Annotated in this window: 15 protein-coding genes; 12 read left to right on the top strand and 3 right to left on the bottom strand. The window is 53.7% G+C overall.

What is annotated here, in order from left to right; all coding sequences use genetic code 11:
• The first annotated feature begins 316 nt into the window (after positions 1-316).
• The 6 genes from G4551_RS03310 to opgB all read left to right on the top strand — a co-directional run bounded on the left by G4551_RS03310 (position 317) and on the right by opgB (position 6,045).
• Positions 317-1,093: a threonine/serine exporter family protein gene (locus tag G4551_RS03310; RefSeq protein WP_003019122.1), complete on the top strand. Its 777-nt coding sequence runs from the start codon at positions 317-319 to the stop codon at positions 1,091-1,093.
• Positions 1,084-1,557: a threonine/serine exporter gene (locus G4551_RS03305; RefSeq protein WP_003019127.1), complete on the top strand. Its 474-nt coding sequence runs from the start codon at positions 1,084-1,086 to the stop codon at positions 1,555-1,557. Before G4551_RS03310 ends, G4551_RS03305 begins: the two co-directional genes overlap by 10 nt.
• A gap of 123 nt (positions 1,558-1,680) precedes the next feature.
• Positions 1,681-2,220 (top strand): primosomal protein DnaT, encoded by a 540-nt coding sequence (gene dnaT / locus G4551_RS03300; RefSeq protein ID WP_003019130.1) that lies wholly within the window; start codon positions 1,681-1,683, stop codon positions 2,218-2,220.
• A gap of 2 nt (positions 2,221-2,222) precedes the next feature.
• Positions 2,223-2,960: a DNA replication protein DnaC gene (gene dnaC, locus G4551_RS03295; RefSeq protein WP_003019133.1), complete on the top strand. Its 738-nt coding sequence runs from the start codon at positions 2,223-2,225 to the stop codon at positions 2,958-2,960.
• A 70-nt stretch (positions 2,961-3,030) separates the two neighbouring features.
• The gene (locus G4551_RS03290; RefSeq protein WP_003830016.1) at positions 3,031-3,522 is read left to right on the top strand and encodes a YjjA family protein; all 492 of its coding nucleotides are present in this window, start codon (positions 3,031-3,033) and stop codon (positions 3,520-3,522) included.
• 231 nt (positions 3,523-3,753) lie between these two features.
• Positions 3,754-6,045 (top strand): phosphatidylglycerol--membrane-oligosaccharide glycerophosphotransferase, encoded by a 2,292-nt coding sequence (gene opgB / locus G4551_RS03285; protein ID WP_003837234.1) that lies wholly within the window; start codon positions 3,754-3,756, stop codon positions 6,043-6,045.
• Between the two features lie 43 nt (positions 6,046-6,088).
• Here opgB and G4551_RS03280 read toward each other — a convergent pair whose 3' ends face one another.
• Together G4551_RS03280 and G4551_RS03275 are read right to left on the bottom strand one after the other, a co-directional pair.
• On the bottom strand, positions 6,089-7,534 hold the full coding sequence (locus G4551_RS03280) for a tagaturonate reductase (RefSeq protein WP_003837231.1): 1,446 nt from the start codon (positions 7,532-7,534) through the stop codon (positions 6,089-6,091).
• 13 nt (positions 7,535-7,547) lie between these two features.
• Positions 7,548-8,570, bottom strand: a complete 1,023-nt coding sequence (locus G4551_RS03275; protein WP_003837229.1) for a zinc-binding alcohol dehydrogenase family protein — start codon at positions 8,568-8,570, stop codon at positions 7,548-7,550.
• Between the two features lie 136 nt (positions 8,571-8,706).
• Here G4551_RS03275 and G4551_RS03270 point away from each other — a divergent pair, with 136 nt between their 5' ends.
• From G4551_RS03270 to G4551_RS03260, 3 genes are all read left to right on the top strand, one after another.
• Complete coding sequence (locus G4551_RS03270) at positions 8,707-9,621, top strand: GntR family transcriptional regulator (protein ID WP_003019148.1); 915 nt, start codon at positions 8,707-8,709, stop codon at positions 9,619-9,621.
• A 213-nt stretch (positions 9,622-9,834) separates the two neighbouring features.
• Positions 9,835-11,196, top strand: coding sequence for an MFS transporter (locus tag G4551_RS03265; RefSeq protein ID WP_003837227.1), 1,362 nt, complete (start codon positions 9,835-9,837; stop codon positions 11,194-11,196).
• 52 nt (positions 11,197-11,248) lie between these two features.
• Positions 11,249-11,764 carry a GNAT family N-acetyltransferase gene (locus G4551_RS03260; protein ID WP_003837225.1) on the top strand — a complete coding sequence of 172 codons (516 nt, stop codon included), beginning with the start codon at positions 11,249-11,251 and terminating at the stop codon, positions 11,762-11,764.
• 85 nt (positions 11,765-11,849) lie between these two features.
• On the opposite strand, the gene tsr is transcribed toward G4551_RS03260, so the two are convergent.
• Entirely contained in the window at positions 11,850-13,511 is a 1,662-nt protein-coding gene (gene tsr / locus G4551_RS03255; RefSeq protein WP_003837223.1) for a methyl-accepting chemotaxis protein, read from the bottom strand.
• Between the two features lie 365 nt (positions 13,512-13,876).
• Between tsr and btsT the strand changes: the two genes are divergently transcribed.
• The 3 genes from btsT to yjiA all read left to right on the top strand — a co-directional run bounded on the left by btsT (position 13,877) and on the right by yjiA (position 17,301).
• On the top strand, positions 13,877-16,027 hold the full coding sequence (gene btsT, locus G4551_RS03250; protein ID WP_003837221.1) for a pyruvate/proton symporter BtsT: 2,151 nt from the start codon (positions 13,877-13,879) through the stop codon (positions 16,025-16,027).
• Between the two features lie 110 nt (positions 16,028-16,137).
• Positions 16,138-16,332: a YbdD/YjiX family protein gene (locus tag G4551_RS03245; protein WP_003830038.1), complete on the top strand. Its 195-nt coding sequence runs from the start codon at positions 16,138-16,140 to the stop codon at positions 16,330-16,332.
• Between the two features lie 12 nt (positions 16,333-16,344).
• Positions 16,345-17,301 (top strand): GTPase, encoded by a 957-nt coding sequence (yjiA, locus tag G4551_RS03240; RefSeq protein ID WP_003837219.1) that lies wholly within the window; start codon positions 16,345-16,347, stop codon positions 17,299-17,301.
• Positions 17,302-17,345: the final 44 nt, after the last annotated feature.

The following is a 17,345-nucleotide window of genomic DNA, read 5'->3' as shown; positions in this document are numbered from 1 at the left end:
ACTACAATCCAGATAAAGCCAAACTGTCAAGCTATTATTACATGATTACGCATAAATACGTTATTTGTAAAATTAAAATAACTACAATAGATCGTTAGCATGGCTTATGTATTTGCCATCCGGGTAAATAACGCTACATTACAGTCATGCGCCCTCTCATACCTCGGCGAGTGGGAAGTGTTAATATGCCATAACCGTATCGTCGGTGTCTTTTTTCGACACAAAGATTGATCTTAGCCAGAGCCAGCGGGCTCATGCTTCATGATAAAAGTAAACATTCGTCACTCAAAGAGATCCTTTTCAGTCAGAGCGAACCATGCAAACAGAGCAGTCGTCACAGCGAACGGTTACACGGTTATGTATTCAATGCGGTCTTTTTTTACTTCAGCATGGGGCAGAAAGCGCGCTGGTTGACGAGCTATCCACCCGCCTCGGGCTGGCGCTTGGCATGGATAGTGTAGAAAGCGCTATCTCCTCTAACGCTATCGTCCTGACCACCATTAAAGATGGGCAATGCCTGACATCAACGCGAAAAAATCAGGATCGCGGCATTAATATGCACGTCGTGACGGAAGTGCAGCACATTGTCATTTTGGCGGAACATAAACTGCTGGATGTTAAAGGCGTAGAGAAACGCTTTAGCCAGATTAAACCACTGCGCTATCCAAGATGGCTGGTCGCCCTGATGGTCGGTTTATCCTGCGCCTGTTTTTGTAAACTCAATAACGGCGGATGGGATGGTGCGGTGATCACCTTTTTTGCCAGCATGGTGGCGATGTATATCCGCCAGATACTGGCATCCCGGCATTTACATCCGCAAATCAATTTTTGCATCACCGCCTTTGTGGCGACCACCATTTCAGGTTTGCTGCTGACGTTGCCGACCTTTAGCAATACTCCGACTATCGCTATGGCCGCCAGCGTGCTACTGCTGGTTCCGGGCTTTCCGTTGATCAACTCCGTCGCGGATATGTTTAAGGGACACATTAATACCGGACTCGCTCGCTGGGCTATTGCCAGTCTGCTTACGTTGGCGACCTGTATTGGCGTGATCGTGTCGATGACCTTATGGGGGCTGCGCGGATGGGCGTGATCGATTTCATACTGGCGCTAATGCAGGATATGATCCTGTCGGCGATCCCGGCGCTTGGCTTTGCCATGGTATTCAATGTCCCCCATCGGGCGCTCCCATGGTGCGCATTACTCGGCGCACTCGGTCACGGCTCACGAATGGTGATGATGACCGCAGGGTTTAATATTGAATGGTCAACATTTATGGCGTCGCTGCTGGTCGGCTGCATTGGGATCCAGTGGTCGCGCTGGTATCTGGCGCATCCGAAAGTCTTCACCGTCGCGGCAGTAATCCCCATGTTTCCCGGGATCTCCGCCTACACCGCCATGATCTCAGCAGTAAAAATCGGCCATTTCGGTTACAGCGAAGTGCTGATGATTACCCTGCTGACCAACTTCCTGAAAGCCTCATCGATTGTCGGTGCGCTCTCCATCGGTCTGTCCGTGCCAGGATTATGGCTGTATCGCAAACGTCCACGCGTTTAACGGTGCACTTTCTTTATTACCGTGCAGAGAGGGGAATCTCCCCTCACCTGCTGCTCTCCTTCTTCTCTGTGTTACTATAAAAGCAGTCCCCTTCTCGGTTGTTGTTCAGTATTGAGAAACATTATGCCCTGCAAAATTTTGACGCCAGACGTCACGAGCATTGACGCCTTACTACACGATCACCACGCTGTGCTGGCCAAGTCTGCGGGTGGCGCCGTAGCCGTATTCGCTAACAATGCACCAGCGTTTTACGCGGTGACGCCTGCGAGACTGGCTGAGCTGTTGGCGCTTGAGGAGAAACTGTCACGCCCGGGAAGCGATGTGACATTGGATGATCAATTTTATGAAGAGCCGCAAACCGCTCCCGTTGCCGTGCCAATGGGGAAATTTGCGATGTACGCTGCCTGGCAGCCTGATGCCGATTTTCAGCGTCAGGCCGCTTTATGGGGCGTAGCGTTGCGAGAGCCGGTTACTGCTGAAGAACTGGCCTCATTTGTTGCCTACTGGCAGGCTGAAGGCAAAGTCTTTCACCATATTCAGTGGCAGCAAAAACTGGCGCGCAGCATTCAGATTGGACGGGCCAGCAATGGCGGAATGCCAAAGCGCGATGTGAACAGCGTCAGTGAACCTGACAGCCACATTCCACCGGGTTTTAGAGGATAACGATGAAAAACGTTGGCGACCTGATGAAACGTCTGCAAAAAATGATGCCACCTAATGTCGAGCCCGCCTTTAAAACGGGCGAGGAGCTGCTGGCATGGCAAAAAGAGCAAGGTGAAATTCGTGCCGCAGCGCTGGCCCGCGAAAACCGGGCCATGAAAATGCAGCGCACATTCAACCGATCCGGTATCCGTCCGCTGCATCAGAACTGTTCGTTCGAAAACTATCGGGTAGAGTGCGAAGGTCAGATGAACGCCCTGAGCAAAGCCCGCCAATACGTTGAAGAGTTTGACGGCAACATCGCCAGCTTTATCTTCTCCGGCAAACCCGGCACCGGCAAAAACCATCTGGCCGCCGCTATCTGCAACGAACTGCTATTGCGCGGCAAGTCGGTACTGATCATTACCGTGGCCGATATCATGTCGGCGATGAAAGAAACGTTCAGCAATCGTGAAACCAGCGAAGAACAGCTACTCAACGATCTGAGCAATGTGGATCTGCTGGTGATCGACGAGATCGGCATGCAGACCGAATCCCGCTATGAAAAAGTGATTATTAATCAAATTGTCGATCGCCGTTCATCCTCAAAACGTCCGACCGGCATGTTAACTAACAGCAATATGGATGAAATGAACAAGCTGTTGGGCGAGCGCGTGATGGATCGTATGCGCCTTGGCAACAGCCTGTGGGTCATTTTTAACTGGGAAAGCTACCGTAGTCGGGTCACCGGTAAAGAGTATTAACGTATTAGGACCACTCCTAAGACTGCCAGCGCTATACTGCGCTGAAAAGGCATAACACGAGTTGCATATAATGATGAAAACTACCAAACGTCTGCTGTGCTGTGCGCTTGCCGCCAGCACGCTCATCTCCACCAGCGTTTTCGCCGCCTCCTGGCAGGATTCGCTCTCCAGCGCGGCCAGTGAGCTAAGCAAACAAAGCTCCGGCTCGCAAAGCAGCTCGTCGCTCTCTTCCCTGACCAGCCTGCTGAATGGCAGCAATCAGTCGTTGACCTCCAGCAGCATGAATAACGCCGCCGGGATCCTGGAATATTGCGCGAAACAGAAGCTGGCCTCGGTCACCGACACGCAAAACGTCAAAAACCAGGTGCTGGATAAACTGGGGCTCAGTGCTCCTGAGCAGAAGCAAGACACCAACTATATGGACGGGATTCAGGGTCTGCTCAACGCCAAAGATGGTCAACAGCTGGACCTGAACACGATTGGCAACAGCTCGCTGGCGAAGCAGGTTAAAACCAAGGCCTGCGATCTGGTGTTAAAACAGGGCATGAACTTCATTTCCTGACGCACGACATGCCGCGTATAACCTGCGCGGCATCTATTTATTTCCGTCAATGCATTCACATTTCAAATAAATAGTAATTCCCCACAAAAACGCGCATATCTAAACCAATTCTGAATAACAACGTAATTTAATGTCACTACAATTGCAGCAATGTAACAACGCTATTACATTGTGCTTTCCCCCTAATGATTAGCCTGCCAGGCATGTGCCCGGTTTACTGAGGATCGACCGTTGTCAGAATTAATCTCCATCACTCTGTTTCTCGCTTCAGTGCTGATTTACGCCTGGAAAGCGGGTCGCAACACCTGGTGGTTTGCCGCCACGTTATCGGTGCTGGGGATTTTTATTGTCCTGAATATCACGCTGTACGCCAGTGACTATTTCACCGGCGACGGGATCAATGATGCGGTTCTGTACACGCTGACCAACAGTCTGACCGGCGCGGGGATTGGAAAATATATTTTGCCGGGGGTCGGCATCGCGCTGGCGCTGACGACGGTTTTTGTCGCGCTCGGCTGGATCCTGCGCCGCCGTCGCCATCACCCGCATCATGTGGGTTACAGTCTGCTGGCCCTGCTGCTGGCGCTGGCCTCCGTTGACGCCAGCCCGGCGTTTCACCAGATAACCGAACTGGTGAAGTCGCAGTCGCGCGATGGCGATCCGGATTTCACGACGTATTATAAAGAGCCGTCGAAAACCATTCCCAACCCGAAGCTGAACCTGGTGTATATCTACGGTGAGAGCCTCGAGCGCACCTATTTTAATAACGACGCGTTCCCGGATCTGACCCCGGAGCTCGGCGCGTTAAAAAATGAAGGTCTGGATTTCAGCAATACCATGCAACTGCCGGGTACCGATTACACCATCGCTGGCATGGTCGCCTCCCAGTGCGGTATTCCGCTGTTTGCGCCATTTGAAGGCAACGCCTCGGCGTCGGTCTCAAGTTTCTTCCCTAACAATATCTGTCTGGGCGATATCCTGAAAAACTCCGGCTATCAGAACTACTTTGTGCAGGGTGCCAACCTGCGCTTTGCCGGCAAAGACGTGTTCCTGAAATCTCACGGCTTTGACCATCTGTACGGTGCGGAAGAGTTAAAAAGCGTGGTGGCGGACCCGGCCTATCGTAACGACTGGGGCTTCTACGACGATACCGTGCTGGACGAAGCATGGAAAAAATTCGAAGAGCTTTCGCGCTCGGGCCAGCGTTTTTCACTGTTTACCCTGACCGTGGACACCCATCATCCGGATGGATTTATCTCACGTAGCTGCAACCGTAAACGTTATGACATCGACGGGAAGGCCAACCAGTCGTTCAGCGCGGTCAGTTGCAGCCAGGAAAACATTGCCGAATTTATCAATAAAATCAAAGCATCGCCGTGGTTTAAAGATACCGTTATCGTTGTTTCTTCCGATCATCTGGCGATGAACAACACCGCATGGAAGTATCTGAACAAGCAGGATCGTAACAACCTGTTCTTCGTGCTGCGCGGCGACCAACCGCAACAGGACACGCTGGCGGTAAAACGTAATACGATGGATAACGGCGCAACGGTACTGGATATTCTCGGCGGCGATAACTTTATCGGTCTTGGCCGTAGCAGCTTGTCTAGCGAATCCGTGTCGGAAGTATTCCTGAACATTAAAGAAAAAATGCTGGCGTGGAAGCCCGATATCATTCGCCTGTGGAATTTCCCGAAAGAGATGAAAGAGTTCACCGTCGACCAGGACAAAAATATGATCTCCTTCTCCGGCAGCCATTTCCGCCTGCCGTTGCTGCTGCGTGTATCGGACAAACGCGTCGAGCCGCTGCCGGAAAGCGAATACTCGGCCCCGCTGCGCTTCCAGCTGGCGGATTTCGCCCCGCGCGATAACTTTGTCTGGGTCGATCGCTGCTACAAAATGGCGCAACTGTGGGCGCCGGAGCTGGCGCTTTCTACCGACTGGTGCGTTTCACAGGGTCAGTTAGGCGGGCAGCAAATTGTGCAGCACGTCGACAAAGCCAAATGGAAAAGTAAAACCGTATTTAAAGATACGGTGATCGACATGGAGCGCTACAAAGGTAACGTCGATACGCTGAAAATTGTCGATAACGACATTCGCTACAAAGCAGATAGCTTCGTTTTCAACGTGGCGGGCGCGCCGGAAGAGGTGAAACAATTTAGCGGTATTTCACGCCCCGAATCCTGGGGACGCTGGTCCAATGCGCAGCTCAGCGAAGAAGTAACCATCGAATACAAAGCCCCGTTGCCGAAGAAATTCGATCTGGTCATTACCGCGAAAGCCTTCGGCGACAACGCTAATCGCCCTATTCCCGTGCGCGTTGGCAACGAGGAACAGACGCTGGTGTTAGGCCATGATGTCAGCACCACCACCTTGCATTTTGATAATCCGTCGGACGCCGATACGCTGGTGATTGTCCCGCCCGATCCGGTTGCCACCAACGAGGGCAATATTCTCGGCCACTCGCCGCGTAAGCTGGGGATCGGGATGGTTGAAATCAAAATAGTGGCTGCTCAGGGATAAAAAAAACAGCGCCCAACACCACACCGGGCGCTGCATGGCAACCTTATTCCAGACCGTTCACCGCCTGGCGCATACCCTGCACCAGAATCATCTCCAGGTTGGCCGTCACCTGCCCGGCAAGCCCAGGTAACAACGTCAAATCCTCTCCCCAGTGCTCCGCATCGCCAAGCACTGCATCCACCAGTTCACGCAGCGTTAAATCATTGCCAACTCGCGGCCACAGGCTGGCATAGAGGCTTACCCACTGCTCATCATCCTGTATCGGATAGCGTTCCCCGTTACGCTCTGCGCGATAAAACGCCAGCAGCGCAGCGAGGGCAAACGTTAACCGCACTGGCCAGCGCCCATTTTGCTCACCCGCCAACAGTTGCGGCAAAATTCGGGTGCGGAATTTAGTCATCCCGTTAAGCGCAATGGAAAGCAACTGGTGGCGAATGTAGGGGTTCTGAAAACGCCCGCTCACCGCGTCGGCAAATTCTCGCAGTTCGTCCGCCGGGAGATCCAACACCGGAATAATCTCCTCACTAATCGCCCGCTCGACAAAGCGGCGGATATCAGCATCCTGCATCGCCTCGCCAACGGTCTCCAACCCGCACAGCCACGCCACCGGCACCAGCGCCGTATGCGCGCCATTGAGAATAGCGACTTTGCGCTCTTTGTACGGTTTGATATCGCTCACTACACGGATATTCAGCGGACACTGCGCCAGCTTCAGCTCCTCTGCCAGCCACTGCGGCCCCTGGATCACAAACAGGTAAAAATGCTCCGCGGTATCGAGAAACGCATCGTGATAGCCAAGTGTAGCCTCCAGCGCTGCGGCTTCTTCGCGCGGGTAGCCGGTGACAATACGGTCAACCAGCGTGGAACAGAACGTGTTTGCCGTCTCCACCCAGTCGGCAAATGCCGGAGGAAGATGCCACTCCTGCGCATACCGCAGTACCAGGGTTTTGAGCGCCTCACCGTTATAGTCGATAAGCTCGCACGGGATAATTACCCAGCCCTTATCCACCGCGCCCTCAAAGTGGTTAAAGCGCTCCATCAGCAGGCGCGTCAGTTTGGCCGGAAAGCTCACCGGCGGCGCATCATCCACACAGTCTGCCGCGTGATAGCTAATTCCGGCTTCGGTAGTATTTGAAAACACAAAACGAATATCCGCATTGTGCGCCAGCGTCAGATACGCCGCGAAATCCTGGTACGGGTTGATTTCGTTATTCACCGACCGGATAAGCCGCGCCTCACTCACCGCCTCACCCTGCTCGTTTAGCCCGCGAATCAGCGTGGTATACAGCCCGTCCTGGGTATTCAGCGACGGCGGGAAATTGGTATTAATTGGCCGAACGATGGTCACGCCAGCGTTCAGATCGGTATGCTCGTTGAGGATATCCAGTTGCCAGTCGACAAACGCCCGCAGAAAGTTACCTTCTCCAAACTGGATCACACGCGTTGGGTAGCTGGCTCCCGGAAAATCACGTCGATTCAATGTTTTCATCCTGTTTTCCCTCTCAGAACGTGATCACGCCTTTAATCAGTTCACGGTTGTTGATCACATCCCGCTCGTAGATTTCAGCCAGTGTGGCAAACGCGTAACGGTGCGTAAGCATCATGTCGGCGGTCAATTTGCCTTCCGACATCAGGCGGCCCACTTTGGCGAAATCTTCCGGCGTGGCGTTGCGACTGCCCATCATGGTGGTCTCTTTCTTGTGGAACTCAGGGTCAGAGAACTGCAAATCGCCTTTAAACAACCCAACGAAAACGATGCTGCCGCCATGACGAATCAAATTCACCGTGTTATTCATCGCATGCTGATTCCCCGTGGCATCAATGACCTTTTGCGCCAACGAACCGCCAAACTGAGCGCGCAGCTGCGCATCAAAATCTTCAGCGGATGGGTCGATAACCGGAAGTCCCAGGCGGGAAACCACATGGTCTCGGCGTGCGGGACTGGTATCGGCGACCACCACCTGTGCGCCATCGGCTTTGGCAATCGCTGCAGCCCCCAGGCCAATCGGACCAGCGCCGACCACCAGCACCTGCTCACCCGGCGCCACCGCCGCCCGGCGTACCGCATGCGCGCTGATGGCATAAGGCTCAATCAGCGCCGCCGCCTGCGGGTCAATCCCCTGCGCATCCAGCAGGTTGGTCACCGGAACGGACAAATATTCACTGAAACCGCCATCCTGGTGCACGCCAATTACTGAAATCTTCTCGCAGCAGTTGGTGCGCCCGCTCAGGCATGCCGGACACTGCTGGCAGGCCACGTAAGGAATAACCGCCACCTGCTGACCATTTTTCAGATTCTGTATATTCTTACCCAGCCCGACAATTTCCCCACATATTTCATGCCCTAATACACGTGGGTAGCTGAAAAAAGGTTGATTGCCACCCCAGGCATGAATATCGGTACCACAAATCCCTACCGATTTAATTTTTATTAATGCTTCGCTCTCACCCGGAATAGGTATTTCGCGTTCTTTCCAGACTAATTTTTTAGGTTCCTGGCAAATCAACGTATTCATCGTAGACATGATTCTGCTCTCCTGTTTTTTGTTGCCTCAGATATCAACGAAAATAAAAAAGACGGAGAAAGCAGAAACACAATCTGTGAATCCCAGCGCATAAAAATGTTTTAAATCGGGTTTTAATAGATAAAAAGGAGAAGCCATGAGCCGTTCGCAGAACTTACGCCACAATGTGATTAACCAGATTATCGATGATATGGCGCGTGGTCATATCCCTTCCCCTCTCCCGTCGCAAAGCGCACTAGCGGAGATGTACAACATCAGCCGCACCACCGTGCGTCATATGCTGAGCCACTTAGGCGAGTGCGGCGTGCTGACCCAGGTCGGCAGCCACTATGTTATCGTGCGTAAACCCGACCATGACGACGGTTTTGCCTGCACCACCGCCTCCATGACCGAGCAAAACCGGATTTTTGAGCAGGCTTTTTTCACCATGATCAACCAGCGCCAGCTGCGTGCAGGCGAGAGCTTCTCCGAACTGCAGCTTGCCAGAGCCGCGGGCGTCAGTCCGGTAGTCGTACGGGAATATCTTTTAAAATTCGAACGTTACAACCTGATCAAAAACGAAAAACGCGGTCAGTGGAGCATGAAGCAGTTCGATCAGGCCTATGCGGAGCAGCTGTTTGAACTCAGAGAAATGCTGGAAACCCATTCCCTGCAGCATTTTCTCAATCTGCCTGACGATGACCCACGCTGGCTGCAAGCGAAAACGCTGCTGGAACGCCACCGGATCCTGCGCGACAGCATCGGCAGCAGCTTTCGTATGTTCTCGCAGTTAGACCGTGAGTTTCATGCCTTGCTGCTCTCTGCTGCCGATAATATATTTTTCAATCAATCACTTGAAATCATCTCCGTGATTTTCCACTTCCACTATCAGTGGGATGAGAGCGACCTCAAACAACGCAACATCATTGCCATCGATGAGCATATGACCATCCTCAGCGCGCTGATCTGCCGCAGCGACCTGGATGCCACCCTGGCGCTCTGTAACCATTTGAATTCAGCCAAACAATCAATGATTCGTTCCATCAACCAGAGTCATAGCGCCGCCCATTAAGTACCGATAAAAAACAGCAAATCATTACCGGGAGCACGATTTTATAAAAATAAAAACGCCTGAAAAATACCTCTTGCCTATGCTCACGCTAAGTCGACTGCATTAAAAACTTTTGTGAGCGGTGATGAGCAAATTGATTCATCACCGGTATTTTTTCAATACTGCACAGTTCTGCTGTGTGAAAAATAAATTATTGAGGTTCAGGAGTCCGGCGTGGAAAAAAATAATATTACCCTCGACCCGAGTTCTTCGTTTGGCACGTCATCATCTGTGGATATTAATGTTCCGCCTGAGGGCATGGTGCAACGCAGTAGCCGAATAAAACGTATTCAAACCACGGCAATGATTTTATTATTTTTTGCTGCGGTTATTAATTACCTCGACCGCAGTTCTCTGTCGGTCGCCAACTTAACGATTCGTGAAGAACTGGGGCTAAGCGCCACGCAAATCGGCGTGCTGCTGTCGGTATTTTCTCTCGCTTACGGTATTGCGCAATTGCCCTGCGGCCCGCTGCTGGATCGCAAAGGTCCGCGCATTATGTTGGGACTGGGGATGTTCTTCTGGTCGCTGTTTCAGGCAATGTCTGGCATGGTACACAGCTTCACCCAGTTTGTGTTGGTGCGTATCGGGATGGGGATCGGCGAAGCGCCAATGAACCCGTGCGGCGTAAAGGTCATCAACGACTGGTTTAACATCAAAGAGCGCGGCCGCCCGATGGGATTATTCAACGCCGCCTCCACCATCGGGGTTGCCATTAGCCCGCCGATTCTGGCTGCCATGATGCTGGTAATGGGCTGGCGCTGGATGTTCATCACCATTGGCGTGCTGGGTATTTTCCTCGCCATCGGCTGGTACATGCTGTATCGCAACCGCGAGCAAATTGAGCTGAGCGCCACGGAACAAGCGTACCTGAACGCTGGTAGCGTCAATGCCCGCCGCGATCCGCTGAGCTTTGCCGAATGGCGCAGTCTGTTTCGCAACCGCACTATGTGGGGCATGATGCTGGGCTTTAGCGGCATCAACTATACCGCATGGTTATACCTGGCCTGGCTGCCGGGCTACCTGCAAACCTCCTACAACCTGGATTTAAAAAGCACCGGATTAATGGCGGCGATCCCGTTCCTGTTTGGCGCAGCCGGCATGTTGATTAACGGTTTTGTCACCGACTGGCTGGTGAAGGGCGGTATGGCGCCGATTAAGAGCCGTAAGATTTGTATAATCGCCGGGATGTTCTGCTCTGCAGCCTTCACCTTCGTTGTGCCGCAGGCCACAACGTCAATGGCAGCCGTGTTACTGATCGGTATGGCGTTGTTCTGTATCCACTTCGCCGGTACCTCGTGCTGGGGCCTGATCCACGTCGCCGTCGCCTCACGCATGACCGCTTCCGTGGGCAGTATCCAGAACTTTGCCAGCTTTATCTGCGCGTCGTTTGCGCCGATCGTCACCGGATTTATTGTTGATACCACCAACTCTTTCCGCCTGGCGCTGATCATCTGCGGCTGTGTCACCATGGTGGGGGCCCTTGCCTACATCTTCCTGGTTCGCCAGCCCATTAGCGATCCACGTAAAGATTAATCCTCCAGATGCCCGATAACACCGTGCTTATCGGGCATGTTATGCTCCTCGTATGAACATCACCTTACGCGCAACTACTCTGGCAGATACAGCCGCTCTTCCCGCCATCGAACGATCTGCGGGGCAACGTTTTTTACAGATCCCGGAACTGGCGTGGATTGCTGATGACCAGATTATATCGGCTGCTCAGCATCAGGCATTTGCCGCCACTGGCTTGAGCTGGCTGGTGCTGGCCGATGAGCATCCGGTCGGCTTTTTAGTCGCCGAAACGCTGGATTCATCGCTGTTTATTGCGGAACTGTCGCTGCATCAGGAGTGGCAGGGAAAAGGAATTGGCCGCCGATTAATTTGCTATGTTGCCGAACAGGCGTGCGAGAAAGGTTACACGTCGCTCACGCTGACCACCTTCCGCGATGTGCCGTGGAATGCGCCATGGTACGCGCGTCTGGGATTTGAAATGTTGGCTGAAGAGACGCTGCCTGCAAAGTTGCGCCAGAAAAGAGAAGAGGAAGCGGCGCATGGACTGGCATATGAATCGCGCTGCGCCATGCGCCTGATGTTGCGCTAATTGCCCGATGGTGGCTACGCCTTATCGGGCCTACGTAACATTCCCGTAGGCCGGATAAGCGATAGCGCCATCCGGCATCACAGTCTTAGAACGTTTCCCAGTTATCCCCGGCATCCGCTACCGCGGCTTTACGCGGCTGGACCGTTGAAACCGGTTTAGCGGCCGCAACGTCACGCGCGCGCTGTTGGTCATGCTGAATACGGAACACGGCAACGGCTTGAGTCAGGCGGCTGGCCTGCTCTTCCAGCGCGGCAGCGGCAGCGGCGGATTCTTCCACAAGCGAGGCGTTCTGCTGCGTCACACGATCCATCTCGGCAACGGCCAGACCAACCTGATCAATACCGCGGCTCTGTTCATCAGAAGCAGAGGCGATTTCACCCATGATATCGGTCACGCGGGTCACCGCATTGACGATCTCATCCATGGTTTCACCGGCGCTTTCAACCAGCGTTGAACCAACATCCACACGGCTGACCGAGTCTTCAATCAGGCTCTTAATCTCGCGCGCGGCCTGCGCACTACGCTGGGCCAGGTTACGTACTTCACCCGCAACCACCGCAAATCCACGGCCCTGCTCGCCCGCACGTGCGGCTTCTACCGCGGCGTTGAGTGCCAGAATATTGGTCTGGAAGGCAATGCCGTCGATGACGCTAATAATGTCGGCGATCTTCTGCGAACTGGAAGCGATATCACGCATGGTTTGCACCACGTTGTCCACCACTTTGCCGCCTTTCTGCGCGGTTTCCGACGCACTCAGCGCCAGATGGCTGGCCTGACGCGCGTTTTCGGCGTTCTGCTTCACGGTTGCCGTCAACTGTTCCATGCTGGCTGCGGTTTCTTCCAGAGAGGCCGCCTGCTGTTCGGTACGGGAGGAGAGATCGTTATTGCCCATCGCAATCTCGCTGGCCCCGCTGTAAATCGCGTTGGCGCCGTTACGCACGTCACCCACGGTATTCATCAGCTCACCCTGCATGTGACGCAGGCTTTCCGCCAGTTGCCCAATCTCGTTGGAACCTTCCACTTCAATGCGCTTCACCAGATCGCCGCTGGCGATATGACGAATGCTGTCAATCAGACGGTTCATTGGGGAGATAAGGGTCAGTTTAATACCAAACCACACCGCAATAATCGCCGCCAGTACGGTAATCAGCACGCAGATCAGCACCCACATCGCCTGGCTGTAAGAACTGTTGTTATCTTCCACCGCGATGTCATACAGGCGATCGTTCTGCTGCATGTAACTCATATACTGCTTCTCAAAGCCATCCTGATAGCTCTGCGTCGGTTGATCAAAGAACGCGTTGATCTTCCCGTCACCCAGTAACTGGATCAGCTCCGCCAGCGCACCGTGATAGATGTCATAGGTGCGATTGATCTCCTGGAAAGCGGCTTCGCTTTGGCGCGGATCGCGCGGGAGCGACTCGTAAATCGCCCAGTTTTTTTCCGTCAGCTTCAGCGCCGTACTCGCCACCTGCATCAGCTCGGCAACGGTCGCGCCGCTGCCGATATTGCTCTGATCCATCATGTAGCGAATGCCTGCCCGGTTCAGGGTGTTACGCGTTTGCAGCAGCTCAACCCAGGTGGCGTTCAGCGCAGACTGTTGCTGGCGAATGGTTTGCAGAACGGTAAAGTTCTCTTTGTCATTCTTAAGTGAGTTAAAAAACAAGCCGCCCGAGGCGAGCTGTAAAAGGCCAAATAGCGCCAATACCAGCAGTAAGCTGGTAACAATCTTCATACGTTTTAACATGTTTTCTCTTTCCGCTAGACAGATGTCAGAATTTTCGGCCTGGAAAGGGAAAACTTTATGAAATTTGTGCTAGTTGAATCGATCTCAGCATCGACGATTCGTCGATCTACGCCGTCTGCTAAAGCGCTAAGCGGGTTTATTAGTGATCTCAATCACATAAATATACCCGTTAGTCCCCACCGCTTACCGCTCGCTGACACTTGGGACCGCTTAAGCTGACATACAACCGCTCACTTATTTACCTTACTTTACGCGCGTAATTCTCTGGCAAGATCCCCCCAACATAGCAGTCAAATAACCTCCTCAAACACAAGATCTAACCCACGCGGCTTCGGCCAATTATTAATTAGATACCAGGTTTTACTATGGATACGAAAAAGATATTCAAGCACATACCCTGGGTGATTCTCGGAATCATCGGTGCATTCTGCCTCTCGGTAGTGGCATTACGTCGGGGTGAACACATTAGTGCCCTGTGGATCGTAGTCGCCTCAGTTTCTGTTTATCTGGTGGCTTATCGTTACTACAGTCTGTACATCGCCCAAAAGGTGATGAAACTTGACCCGACGCGCGCCACGCCGGCGGTCATCAACAATGATGGTCTGAACTACGTTCCAACCAACCGTAACGTGTTGTTTGGTCACCACTTTGCCGCTATCGCAGGTGCAGGTCCGCTGGTTGGGCCGGTACTGGCCGCGCAGATGGGCTACCTGCCTGGTACGCTGTGGCTGCTGGCGGGCGTAGTGTTGGCCGGTGCGGTACAGGACTTCATGGTGCTGTTTATCTCTTCTCGCCGTAACGGCGCATCTCTGGGTGAGATGATCAAAGAAGAGATGGGCCCGGTGCCGGGAACCATTGCGCTGTTCGGCTGCTTCTTAATCATGATCATCATCCTCGCGGTACTGGCGTTGATCGTGGTGAAAGCACTGGCTGAAAGCCCGTGGGGTGTGTTCACCGTCTGCTCAACCGTACCTATCGCGCTGTTCATGGGGATCTACATGCGATTCCTGCGCCCAGGACGCGTGGGCGAAGTGTCGGTGATTGGTATTGTGTTGCTGGTTGCCTCCATCTACTTCGGCGGCGTGATTGCGCACGACCCGTACTGGGGCCCGGCGCTGACCTTTAAAGACACCACCATTACCTTCACCCTGATCGGTTACGCGTTTATCTCCGCGCTGCTGCCGGTATGGCTGATCCTTGCCCCGCGCGACTATCTGGCTACCTTCCTGAAAATCGGCGTTATCGTCGGTCTGGCGGTGGGGATTGTTATTCTCAACCCGGAACTGAAAATGCCGGCGATGACCCAGTACGTTGATGGTACTGGCCCGCTGTGGAAAGGCGCTCTGTTCCCGTTCCTGTTCATCACCATCGCGTGTGGTGCGGTATCTGGCTTCCACGCGCTGATCGCTTCCGGTACTACACCGAAGCTGCTTGCCTGTGAAACCGACGCGCGTTTCATTGGTTACGGCGCGATGCTGATGGAATCCTTCGTGGCGATTATGGCGCTGGTTGCTGCGTCCATCATCGAACCGGGTCTGTACTTCGCAATGAACACCCCGCCTGCGGGCCTTGGCATCACCATGCCGAACCTGCATGAAATGAGCGGTGAGAACGCCCCGCTGATTATGGCGCAGTTGAAAGACGTTACCGCACACGCAGCGGCAACCGTCAGCTCCTGGGGCTTTGTGATTTCACCTGAGCAGATCCTGCAAACCGCGAAAGACATCGGCGAGCCGTCCGTTCTGAACCGCGCAGGTGGCGCACCGACGCTGGCCGTAGGTATCGCCCACGTGTTCCACAAAGTGCTGCCGATGGCTGACATGGGCTTCTGGTACCACTTCGGTATCCTGTTCGAAGCGCTGTTCATCCTGACCGCACTGGACGCCGGTACCCGTTCTGGCCGCTTTATGCTGCAAGATTTACTGGGTAACTTCGTTCCGTTCCTGAAGAAAACCGACTCCCTAGTTGCAGGCATCGTGGGTACTGCGGGCTGCGTAGGCCTGTGGGGCTACCTGCTGTATCAAGGCGTGGTTGACCCGCTGGGCGGCGTGAAGAGCCTGTGGCCGCTGTTCGGTATCTCTAACCAGATGCTGGCTGCCGTGGCGCTGGTTCTCGGCACCGTGGTGCTGGTTAAAATGCAACGTACCAAATACATCTGGGTTACCGTTGTTCCGGCTGTATGGCTGCTGATCTGCACCACCTGGGCGCTGGGTCTGAAACTGTTCAGCACCAACCCACAGATGGAAGGCTTCTTCTTTATGGCAAGTCAGTACAAAGAGAAGATTGCTAACGGCGGTGAATTGACCGCGCAGCAGATTGCCAATATGAACCATATCGTCATCAACAACTACACCAACGCCGGCTTAAGTATTCTGTTCCTGGTGGTGGTGTACAGCATCATTTTCTACGGGTTCCGTACCTGGCAGAAAGCCCGCGCCATCGACGGTCGATCTGATAAAGAGACACCGTATGTACCGGTGCCGGAAGGCGGCGTGAAAACCTCTTCACATCATTAAGCCGTAATTGCCGGATGGCGCTGCGCTCATCCGGCCTACAAAATGTGCAGTATGTAGGCCGGATAAGGCGCAAGCCGCCATCCGGCTTTATTCATTAACAGGACGGCAGAATGTTTGGTACTTTAGGTCAGGCAAAAAAATATCTCGGTCAGGCGGCGAAAATGCTGATTGGCATTCCGGACTACGACAACTACGTCGAGCACATGAAGACCAACCATCCCGATAAGCCGTACATGACCTACGAAGAATTCTTCCGCGAGCGCCAGGAAGCCCGCTACGGTAGCGGCGGAAGCAGTTGCTGTTAGAAGGAGAAGTGAATGACCCCGATTGCAGTTACCCTACTCACCGGCTTTCTTGGCGCGGGTAAAACCACCCTGCTGCGCCATATTCTCAACGAGCAGCACGGTTACAAGATTGCCGTTATCGAAAACGAATTCGGCGAAGTCTCGGTGGACGATCAGCTGATTGGCGATCGCGCAACACAGATCAAAACCCTGACCAACGGCTGCATCTGCTGCACCCGTTCGAGCGAACTGGAAGACGCGTTGCTCGATCTGCTCGACAACCTCGACAAAGGCACCATCAATTTCGACCGTCTGGTGATCGAATGCACCGGCATGGCCGATCCCGGCCCGATTATTCAGACCTTTTTCTCCCATGAAGTAATTTGCGAACGCTACCTGCTGGACGGCGTGATTGCGCTGGTTGACGCGGTGCATGCCGACGAGCAGATGAACCAGTTCACCATTGCCCAGTCTCAGGTGGGCTACGCCGACCGCATCCTGCTGACCAAAACCGACGTAGCAGGTGAAAGCGAAAAACTGCGTGAGCGCCTGGCGCGCATCAACGCCCGCGCCCCGGTGTATACCGTCACGCATGGCGATATCGACCTATCCCTGCTGTTCGACACCAACGGTTTCATGCTGGAAGAAAACGTGGTCAGCGCCAAACCGCGCTTCCACTTTATCGCCGACAAGCAAAACGATATCTCCTCGATCGTCGTCGAGCTGGATTACCCGGTGAACATCAGCGACGTGTCCCGAGTGATGGAAAATCTGCTGCTGGAATCCGCTGAGAAGCTGCTGCGCTACAAAGGTATGCTGTGGATTGAAGGCGAGCCAAATCGCCTGCTGTTCCAGGGCGTCCAGCGCCTGTACAGCGCCGACTGGGACCGCCCGTGGGGCGACGAACAACCGTACAGCCAACTGGTGTTTATCGGCATTAACCTGCCGGAAGACGAGATCAGAGCCGCGTTTGCGGGGTTGAAGAAGTAGATTTTTTGTAGGCCGGATAAGGCGCAGCCGCCATCCGGCATTCA

The organism is Citrobacter freundii ATCC 8090 = MTCC 1658 = NBRC 12681 (genome assembly GCF_011064845.1).
GTDB classification, from domain to species: domain Bacteria; phylum Pseudomonadota; class Gammaproteobacteria; order Enterobacterales; family Enterobacteriaceae; genus Citrobacter; species Citrobacter freundii.
The sequence above is the reverse complement of the archived record's forward strand: the minus strand, read 5'-3'. Positions and strand labels throughout refer to the sequence as shown.

Bases quoted from the DNA above. Each gene is read 5' to 3' on its own strand.
- G4551_RS03270 (WP_003019148.1), top strand. From the start codon at position 8,707: ATGAGCCGTTCGCAGAACTTACGCCACAATGTGATTAACCAGATTATC.
- G4551_RS03290 (WP_003830016.1), top strand. From the start codon at position 3,031: ATGATGAAAACTACCAAACGTCTGCTGTGCTGTGCGCTTGCCGCCAGC.
- G4551_RS03245 (WP_003830038.1), top strand. From the start codon at position 16,138: ATGTTTGGTACTTTAGGTCAGGCAAAAAAATATCTCGGTCAGGCGGCG.
- btsT (WP_003837221.1), top strand. From the start codon at position 13,877: ATGGATACGAAAAAGATATTCAAGCACATACCCTGGGTGATTCTCGGA.
- G4551_RS03305 (WP_003019127.1), top strand. From the start codon at position 1,084: ATGGGCGTGATCGATTTCATACTGGCGCTAATGCAGGATATGATCCTG.
- G4551_RS03260 (WP_003837225.1), top strand. From the start codon at position 11,249: ATGAACATCACCTTACGCGCAACTACTCTGGCAGATACAGCCGCTCTT.
- yjiA (WP_003837219.1), top strand. From the start codon at position 16,345: ATGACCCCGATTGCAGTTACCCTACTCACCGGCTTTCTTGGCGCGGGT.
- G4551_RS03280 (WP_003837231.1), bottom strand. From the start codon at position 7,534: ATGAAAACATTGAATCGACGTGATTTTCCGGGAGCCAGCTACCCAACG.
- tsr (WP_003837223.1), bottom strand. From the start codon at position 13,511: ATGTTAAAACGTATGAAGATTGTTACCAGCTTACTGCTGGTATTGGCG.
- G4551_RS03275 (WP_003837229.1), bottom strand. From the start codon at position 8,570: ATGTCTACGATGAATACGTTGATTTGCCAGGAACCTAAAAAATTAGTC.
- G4551_RS03310 (WP_003019122.1), top strand. From the start codon at position 317: ATGCAAACAGAGCAGTCGTCACAGCGAACGGTTACACGGTTATGTATT.
- dnaC (WP_003019133.1), top strand. From the start codon at position 2,223: ATGAAAAACGTTGGCGACCTGATGAAACGTCTGCAAAAAATGATGCCA.
- dnaT (WP_003019130.1), top strand. From the start codon at position 1,681: ATGCCCTGCAAAATTTTGACGCCAGACGTCACGAGCATTGACGCCTTA.